Annotated in this window: 6 protein-coding genes; all 6 read left to right on the top strand. The window is 42.8% G+C overall.

The features are described from left to right. Nucleotides 1-281 precede the first annotated feature (281 nt). Entirely contained in the window at nt 282-3,485 is a 3,204-nt protein-coding gene (locus B2V92_RS07010) for a SusC/RagA family TonB-linked outer membrane protein (protein ID WP_293306174.1), read from the top strand. Nucleotides 3,486-3,504: 19 nt separating this feature from the next. Next, complete coding sequence (locus B2V92_RS07005) at nt 3,505-5,409, top strand: RagB/SusD family nutrient uptake outer membrane protein (RefSeq protein WP_293306172.1); 1,905 nt, start codon at nt 3,505-3,507, stop codon at nt 5,407-5,409. Nucleotides 5,410-5,420: 11 nt separating this feature from the next. After that, on the top strand, nt 5,421-6,122 hold the full coding sequence (locus B2V92_RS07000; protein ID WP_293306170.1) for a DUF3823 domain-containing protein: 702 nt from the start codon (nt 5,421-5,423) through the stop codon (nt 6,120-6,122). 176 nt (nt 6,123-6,298) lie between these two features. After that, nucleotides 6,299-7,264 carry a glycoside hydrolase family 43 protein gene (locus B2V92_RS06995; protein ID WP_293306169.1) on the top strand — a complete coding sequence of 322 codons (966 nt, stop codon included), beginning with the start codon at nt 6,299-6,301 and terminating at the stop codon, nt 7,262-7,264. 117 nt (nt 7,265-7,381) lie between these two features. Further along, nucleotides 7,382-8,419: a glycoside hydrolase family 43 protein gene (locus B2V92_RS06990; RefSeq protein WP_293306167.1), complete on the top strand. Its 1,038-nt coding sequence runs from the start codon at nt 7,382-7,384 to the stop codon at nt 8,417-8,419. A gap of 16 nt (nt 8,420-8,435) precedes the next feature. Continuing rightward, nucleotides 8,436-9,515 (top strand): cellulase family glycosylhydrolase, encoded by a 1,080-nt coding sequence (locus B2V92_RS06985; protein WP_293306165.1) that lies wholly within the window; start codon nt 8,436-8,438, stop codon nt 9,513-9,515. Nucleotides 9,516-9,628 lie beyond the last annotated feature (113 nt).

The following is a 9,628-nucleotide window of genomic DNA, read 5'->3' as shown; positions in this document are numbered from 1 at the left end:
TTTTAAAACCTGCGAGGTCTTTTCACAAAGTAATGCAGAATGTTTAACCTTTCGCGTTTTCTGTGGCTAACCATTCCAGGCCTGACCTATACTTCCGAAGTTGGCAGTAGCTTTGCCCATAAAAACTTTGGAGGCTTCCCATTCACCACAAATCGAGACAAATTGCAGAAATATTGATACAAATACGCTCCCTCCCTAGAGCTAAAAACCGAATCTTTGATTTGGAATTAAATAGAACTAAAACCATTTACTTCCAATAACTAACCAAATCCCTACCTAATATGAAAAGAACTCTATACTCTTTTAGCGACTTTATAGCTAAGGTTGGGTGCTTGCATCAAAAAAAGTTTCTGAAGCGCAAAGTACTCTCCGTTATTTTTAGCTCAATTATCCTGCTCTTACTTTCATTTCAGCTCAGTGCACAGGAGCAGAATACAGTTACCGGTACGGTTACCGATGAGAAAGGCGAAACGGTTGTTGGGGCCAGCATCAAAGTTAAAGGTACCAGTACGGGGGCAACTACCGATGTAAGTGGGAAATTTAAAATACAGGTTGCCGATAAAAATGCCACGCTGATCTTTATATATGTTGGCTATGCCAATCAGGAAGTTGCATTGGCGGGCCGAACGCAGCTTAATGTTAAACTTAAACCATCCGATAACGACCTTAGCGAGGTAGTGGTGGTAGGGTACAACACCCAGAAAAAAGAAGCCATTACCGGTGCCATTGCATCCATCAGTAGTAAAGAACTCGAAAAAGTACATGGTGGTTCTACGGTTAGTACCGGTTTGGCGGGAAAACTGCCTGGGGTATCGTTCAGGATGCCTGATGGAAGACCTGGTTCGAGTGCCAACATCCAGATACGTAATATGGGCAATCCGTTGTACGTAATTGATGGAATACAACAGGATGCAGGTCAGTTTAACAACATTTCTCCCAATGATATCGAAAGCATCAGCGTTTTAAAGGATGCTTCAGCAGCAATTTATGGTAGCCGTGCATCAAACGGGGTAATTTTGGTGACCACTAAAAGGGGTAAAAACGGTACACGCAATACTTTTACGGTTGATGCTTATACCGGATGGCAGAACTGGGTACGTTTTCCGGAAACTACCGATGCCTACCAATGGATGCTGGGCAAGGCAACCGCCGAGCTAAACCAGAATGGCAAAACCGATATAACTCCTGCCGAACTCGAAAAATGGAAAGCAGGAACGGAATATGGTTACCAGAGCCAGAACTGGAAAGACATTATTATTGCACCCAATGCACCACAGAGTTCTGTTAATTTAAGTGCATCAGGTGGTAGCGATAAGGTAAATTATTATTTCTCGGCTACGCATCTGGATCAAAAAGGAGTATATGGAAAGGCACGCGAGTTCGATTTTAACCGAACAAACATCCAGAGTAATATCGAAGCTAAAATTACAGACCGTTTTAAGGTGGGTATGTTGATCAACGGCCGTATCGAAAGCCGCGATCAGCCGGGTGTACCAGGTGGGGATGATTATTTTGCCGCACGTTTTGCCTTGTTAAGAAACAGACCAACCGAACAGGCCTATGCCAATGGCAACCCGAATTATCCGAACGATATCGGCCACAATACAGAGCAGTTTGCCGTTCAGAGCAAAGCATTATCCGGTTACTGGAAATCTGATTGGCGTGTATTGCAGACCAATTTATCAGCTTCGTACGATACGCCGATAAAAGGTTTGGAGATTAAAGGATTGTATTCTTATTACATTGCCGATAACGTGATCAACGGACATGAGTATACTTATAATGTATATACCTACCACCCCGAAACTGGTGTTTACGAAGAGAAAATAGGAAGTTCGAATCCCTACAGGGAGCGCAGGTACGAAAAAATCTATACCAATACCTATCAGCTCCAGGCCAATTACAACCGTACTTTTGGTAAACATACCATTGGCGGTGTATTGGTGGCCGAACGTTTAGACCGTTTCAGGACCTACTCTTTTCAGCATGCCGTACCTCAAACCAATCTTTTACCTGTATTGCAGTTTGCTGATATGGACGGACAGGATTTCGTTGATCTGCAGGAAGAGCAGGCCCGTATCGGTTACGTAGCGAGGTTTAACTACAATTATGATAACAAGTATTACCTGGAGCTTTCGGGCCGCAGGGATGCTTCGTGGAAATTCGCACCAGATCGCCGCGTAGGTTACTTCCCATCTGCATCAATTGGATGGAGAATTACACAAGAGCAGTTTATGAAAAAACTATTGGGCGAAAGTACTGTTCTGAACGATCTGAAAATCCGTGCCTCTTACGGTGTACTCGGAGATGATGATATCGATATTGATCCTTTCGCTTATCTTACAGGTTATCGATACAATGCGGGTACAGCCATTTTGGACGGAAAAAGTATTACCACTTCGAGGGATAAAGGACCCGTAATCAATAACCTCACCTGGTTTAAAAGCAAAATTGCCGATATCGGTCTGGATTTCACCATGTTTAATAACAAACTTACCGGAACAGCTGATTATTTCTACAGGAAACGCTCGGGGCTAAAAGCAATTAAAAACGATGTGGTTGTACCGATCGAACTGGGTTATCAGCTACCTGCCGAAAACCTGGAGAGCGACGCACAGTTCGGTGCCGAGTTTGCACTTAACTACCGCGATAAAATTGGTGAGTTTAATTACAACGTGGGTGGAAACATTTCCATCAGCAGGAGAAAATTTCTGGATCAGTACAAACCACGTTATGGCAACTCGTGGGATAACTACAGAAATAGCCAAAATCAGCGTTATACCGATATATTCTGGGGTTATGAAGTTACCGGACAGTTCCAGAACATCGACGAGATCAACAATTATAAAGTAAACATCGACGGGCAGGGCAATCGCTCATTATTGCCTGGAGATTTAATTTATAAAGACCAGAACGGCGATGGCGTGATTGATGGTTTAGATGAGAGACCAATTGGTTACACCGCTACCGGACAACCTAATGTAATGTTTGGTTTTACAATTGGAGGCTCTTATAAAAACTTCGATTTTACAGCCGATTTTTCGGGTGGTAGCATGTACTCATGGAACCAGAACTGGGAGCAACGCTGGGCTTTCCAGAACACAGGTGCTTTATTACAGAGTTTTGCCGATGATAGCTGGCACCGCACCAATCCATACGACTTAAACAGCGCGTGGATACCGGGTAAATATCCTGCTTTGCGTTTTAACGATGGCGGGCACAGTAACTACAAAAGAAATTCTACATTCTGGTTACATAACGTAAGGTACCTGCGTGCACGTACATTGGAAATTGGTTATACCATCCCGAAAAGATGGGCAGAAAAAATCAAGATCCAGAATGCCAGGATATACGTTAACGGTTATAACCTGTTTTCGCTTGATAACCTGAGCGATTATGGTGTTGATCCGGAAATTGCCGACGATAATGGCCTGCAATATCCACAGAACAAGTTTTTTAACATCGGTTTTAAATTAACGCTGTAACATGAAAAAAACTAATCAGATGAAAAAATATATATGTGCATTTGCTGCCATTGCCTTTTTGGGTTTTGCGCAGTCGTGTAAAAAAGATTCAGAATTTTTAGATAAACAACCTACCAATGTACTGCCAATTGATGCCGTGTGGAAAGATCAAAATCTGGTACTTACTGTGGTAGGCGACCTTTACGATCGCTATCCCGATTACCAAACGATAGAGGCATGGTCAATATTTACTGTGTTTGATGAAGCATTCGCATCATCAGGTGGAGATTACGGTCGTCACCAAAATTTAGAGTATGGATACGATTCGTGGCGATACTGGGATTTGGGCGTTTACGGCTATATCCGCGACCTGAACATGTTTATCAAACGCGGGCAGGAATCAACCCAGTTAAAGGCAGAAGATCGCGACCGCTTTCTGGCTGAAGCACGTTTTATCAGGGCAGGAGTTTATTTCGAAATGGTTAAAGCGATGGGCGGTGTTCCTTTGTTAACTACTCCTTTAGAATATGATAACAGCGGTAATGTGGCTAACCTCCAGTTTCCGCGATCGAAAGAAAGCGAAGTGTACGATTTTGTGATTTCCGAACTCGAAGCCATTAAAACCATACTGCCCGATGATCCAACCGTTCAGAGCAGGGCTACAAAAGCTGCTGCTTTGGCCATGGAGTCGAGGGCTGCTTTATACGCAGGTTCTATTGCAAAATACAGCAATTCGCAGCTTACCCTGCCTGGCGGCGAAGTTGGCATATCTTCTTCGCTGGCCAATGGTTATTTTACAAAATCGTTAAATGCTGCCAAAGAAATTATTGCAGGTGGCAAGTATACGCTGTATAAAAAGAACCCAACCTTATCAGATAATTTTGCAGCACTTTTTACCGATAAAAGCAATAATCCTGAAGTGATTTTTGTAAAAGACTTTAAGCTAAAAACCAATAAAGTGCATGGTTTTACCATCGATAACCAGCCACGCTCATCAGCAGAGGAAGCGCAGGGTGGGCGTTTAAATCCATCCTTAAATTTGGTACAATCGTTCGAGAAACTGGATAATACCTACGCCTCCATGGCTTCGGTTGATGGTAGTGGTAACCCGGTTTACTATGCGGGTATTACCGATATTTTTGCAGGCCGTGATGCCCGTTTGGCAGGTACCGTAATCCTTCCGGGAACGCTGTTTAAAGGTAAAGCGGTTGATATCTGGGCAGGTTACCAACTGGCCGATGGTTCGATTGTAACCGGCGATAATTTTGGACAGAGCAAAACCAATGCCCTGCCGGGTACCTCAGGCTCCGTACAGGTAGTGGGGGGCGATGGTCCGATAGATGGTTTGGAATTCAGTGCTCAATCAGGTTTTTATGTGCGTAAATATCTCGATCCTGCTAAAGGATCAGGGCAGATCGGTACCCGAAGCGATGTTTGGTGGGTGCGTTACCGTTACGCCGAAGTATTGTTAAATGCAGCAGAAGCAGCCTTCGAACTGGGCGATTTAGCTGCTGCCGCCGAATATATTAAACCCGTACGCGACCGTGCCGGACTAACTATCGCATTAACACCTGCGCAGATTACTTTCGACCGCATTGTACACGAACGTAAGGTAGAGTTTGCTTTCGAAGGCCACGAGCTTTGGGATATGAAACGCTGGAGACTGGCCGATAAAGTGTGGAACGGCAATAACATGTCGACCAACGATTTTATCAATGCCACCAATATAGGTAGCGCTACGCGCACCAGTACACAGGTATTTGGTTTATGGCCTTACAAATATTATAACCCAGGCAATGCAAATCACTTAAAATATGTTTTCAAGGTAGTTAAGCCTAGCCGAGTAACGGCCGCGCACCGTTTCCGTATCGGTAATTACTATTCGTCGATAGGGCAGGATGTACTTAACGGAAACCCGAAAATTGTGAGAAACCCTAACCAGTAACAGATATAGATATGAAAAATAAATTTTATTTCGTGATAGGGGCACTTATTGCTGTACTCTTTTCTTCATGCAAAAAAGATAATTACGATGCACCCCAAGCCGATTTTACCGGAAGAATTGTATATAAAGGTGAAGCCATTAACGTACAGTACGGACAGGTTTTTTTCGAACTTTGGCAATCGGGTTTTGGTAACTATTCGGCCTTAAATGTAAATGTGGCGCAGGATGGTAACTATTCTGCAAAACTGTTCAACGGCGATTACAAACTGGTTTTTTCGCCGAATCAGGGTCCTTTCTTGTGGAAAAAGAATGCTGCCGGCAGGCAGGATACCATTGCCGTAAACATTAACGGAAGTAAAAGCCTGGATATTGAAGTAATGCCTTATTACATGATCCGCGGAGCCACACTTACAGCAGCTGCGGGCAAGGTAAATGGTTTCTGCAAACTCGAAAAAATTATTACCAATGCCGATGCGAAGGATATTGAAAATGTATCGCTCTACATCAATAAAACACAGTTTGTAGATGGCAGCAATAACATCGCCACGCAGCAGCTTAATGGTGCTGCCATTGCCGATCTCAATAACCTGAACATGAGTGTAACCATCCCTACGCTGGTACCCACTCAAAATTATGTGTTCGCCAGGATCGGTGTTAAAATTGCCGGTGTAGACGACCTCATTTTTACCCCGGTTACTAAAATCAGTTTTTAATTAAAAGAGAGGTTGTATTGTAAACTGGTTTTATAGATTTTGTCACGTTGAGCTTGTCGAAATGCCTTGTAAAGTGTTAAGTAAGGTCCTTCGACAGGCTCAGGATGACAATTCTAATTTAGAATACAAGCTCCTTTTCTATCATAATCATTATCTTACCTGAGCAAATCATCAGAATGAAATCTCTCCTCGCTTTTCTTTTATGCCTTTCGCTATGTGCTGTTAATCAAAAATTGCACGCAAAGCAATTGAATGATACCATTTACCTGGCGGATCCAACCATTTTTGTAGATAAGGGTACTTATTACCTATATGGTACAAGCGGTGATGAAGGTTTTTTGGTATATACCTCAAAAGACCTTAAAAACTGGAGCAAAAAGACCGAAAATAATGGTTATGCTTTAAAAAAGGGCGATGCTTTCGGGAGCAAAGGTTTTTGGGCGCCGCAGGTATTTAAAAGGGGTAACACCTATTTTATGGCCTACACGGCCGATGAGCAGATTGCTATTGCGCAGAGTAAAAGTCCGCTGGGGCCCTTTAAGCAGAAAACATTAAAAGCCATTTCAGGAACCGGAAAACAGATCGATCCCTTCGTGTTTACTGATACCAATGGCAAAAATTACCTCTATCACGTAAAATTGACCAATGGTAACCGAATTTATGTATCCGAACTCAGAAATGATTTTTCTGACGTAATCCCACAAACCGCAAAAGAATGTATATCGGGTACCCAATTCTGGGAAAATACTGCCAAAACCGATTGGCCGGTAACCGAAGGCCCTACTGTTATCAAAAAAGACAAATTGTACTATCTTTTTTATTCAGCAAACGATTTCAGAAATCCCGATTATGCAGTAGGTTACGCCATTTCAAAATCTCCAACCGGTCCGTGGATAAAATATGAAGAGAACCCGATTATCAGCAGAAAACTATTAAAAATTAACGGAACAGGACATGGTGACTTTTTTACAGACGAAAACGGAGCTTTACAATATGTTTTCCACACGCACCGCAATAACCAGAAAGTATCGCCAAGGGTTACTGCTATTGTAAAAGCCGGCTTTGTAAAAGATAGAAATGGTATTTATCAGATGCAGATCGATCCACAAAGCTTCCGCTTTTTAATGAAGGGTACAAATTGATTCCTTTTGTAGAAATTTTGAAACAAAACAGAACCGGTTTAAGAAAAGAAATCGCTTTTTTTAGAAATTAATGAAACGAAGCAACCTGAAAAAAATGCAGGGTGTAAAGCTTTAAAAATGAATAAATTGAAAATAAAATTACTGTTTGCCTTATGCCTGTTGGTTATGGGCCGATTAAATGCACAAACATTTACCAATCCCCTGTTGCCCTCAGGTGCTGATCCTTACAGTTATTATAAAGATGGTTATTACTATTACACCCACACTAGCGGTAACCGTGTAGACCTTTGGAAAACCAAAACTTTGGATGGCCTTAAAGATGCCGAGCGGAAAACCATCTGGAAAGCACCTGCCGGAACTGCATACAGCAAAGAAATATGGGCACCCGAAGTCATGTTTTTAAGAGGGAAATGGTACGCATACTTTGCTGCCGATGATGGTAAAAATGATAACCACCGCATGTATGTACTGGAAAATGCTTCGGCCGACCCGATGAAAGGCGAGTGGGTATTTAAAAGTAAAATTACCGACCCAACCGATAAATGGGCCATTGATGGCGATGTGATCGATTTTAAAGGCCAGTTGTATATGATCTGGTCGGGATGGGAAGGCGACCATAATGGTAAACAGGAAATTTTTATTGCCAAACTTAAAAACCCATGGACGGTAGAAGGAAACCGTGTAAAAATTTCCAGCCCAAAATTCGACTGGGAAAAAAACGGCGATCTGGGCGGTGGAGCACATGTTGATGTGAATGAAGGTCCGCAGTTTTTGGTCCATGCTGATAAAATCTTCGTCATTTATTCGGCCAGTGGCTGCTGGACGGATTTTTATGCACTGGGTATGCTTTCTGCTTCGGTAAAAAGTAACTTGCTCGATCCAAAATCATGGACAAAAGCCGATAAACCTGTTTTTAAGCAATCGCCAGAAAATGGCGTTTATGCTCCAGGCCACAATTCGTTCTTTAAATCGCCTGATGGAAAAGAAGACTGGATCCTTTATCATGCCAACGATAAACCAGGGCAGGGTTGCGGTGGCTTCCGCTCGCCAAGGGCACAGCCATTCAAATGGAATGCAGATGGTACGCCAAATTTTGGTATTCCGGTAAAACCTGGAGAAAGTTTAGCCGCTCCATCAAATCCTAATAAAAAATAAATCAGATATAACCGATATGAACCTAAAAAACTACGTCCTTCTTGCTGTAATGAGCCTTAGCGTAAGCACTGGCTTTGCACAAAAGACAAAAAAAAGCACCGAACCTGCAAAAGTATGGTCGGTAGAAAAAGCCAATGCCTGGTATAGCCAACATAAATGGCTAACCGGAGCAAATTACATTCCGTCAAACGCCATTAACCAATTGGAAATGTGGCAGGCCGATACTTTTTCGCCCGATCTGATCGATAAAGAGCTGGGCTGGGCCGAAGGTATTGGTTTTAATACCCTGCGTGTGTTTTTATACAGCAAAGCCTGGAGCCAGGATCCATCTGGTTTTAAAAAACGCATGGATCAGTTTTTAACCATCAGCCAAAAACACGGTATACAGCCCATGTTTGTACTTTTCGACGATTGCTGGAACAAAACTTCGGCCATTGGCAAACAGCCTGAACCAAAAACCGGTATCCATAATTCGGGCTGGCTACAGGATCCGGGCGACCCCGCTTTTAAAGAACAAGCCAATTTTGCTGAGCTCGAAAAATATGTAAAAGATGTGCTTGGCCATTTTGCACACGATAAAAGAATTTTGCTTTGGGATTTATACAACGAACCCGGAAACAGTGGGAAAGGTGAAGCAACGATCCCTTTGTTAACTAAAACCATCAGTTGGGCACGTGCCGTTAATCCTGATCAGCCTATTTCGATCGGTTTATGGAAATGGGAATTTGAGAAACTTAACCAGATCCAGTTAGCCAATTCAGATGTACTTACCTATCACAATTACGAGGCGCCTGAGTGGCACCAGCGTACCATCGACCTCTTAAAAGCCAGTGGCAAACCAATGATTTGTACCGAATACATGGCACGCTCGCGCAACAGCCGTTTCGCCAATATTTTACCAATGCTTAAAAAGGAAAATGTAGGTGCCATTAACTGGGGTTTTGCAGCAGGTAAAACCAATACCAAATATGCCTGGGATACCCCATTGGCAGATGGTTCTGAACCGATTGAATGGTTCCACGAAATTTTTCAGCCCGATGGCACACCATACCGCCAGGATGAAGTTAACCTGATCAAAAAACTCAATAACAAATAAATATTTCATATTCCGCTAACGCTCGTTTCTAACGAGCGTTGAATAGGGTATCGTTTACAACGATAAAATCGTATAACTATTTATGCACTCGTTTGGAAACGAGCGCAAGCTTA

The sequence above is a fragment of the Pedobacter sp. UBA5917 genome (genome assembly GCF_002432345.1).
Classification (GTDB): Bacteria; Bacteroidota; Bacteroidia; order Sphingobacteriales; family Sphingobacteriaceae; genus Pedobacter.
Note: the sequence above shows the minus strand (reverse complement) of the source record. Positions and strands in the feature narration are given on the sequence as shown.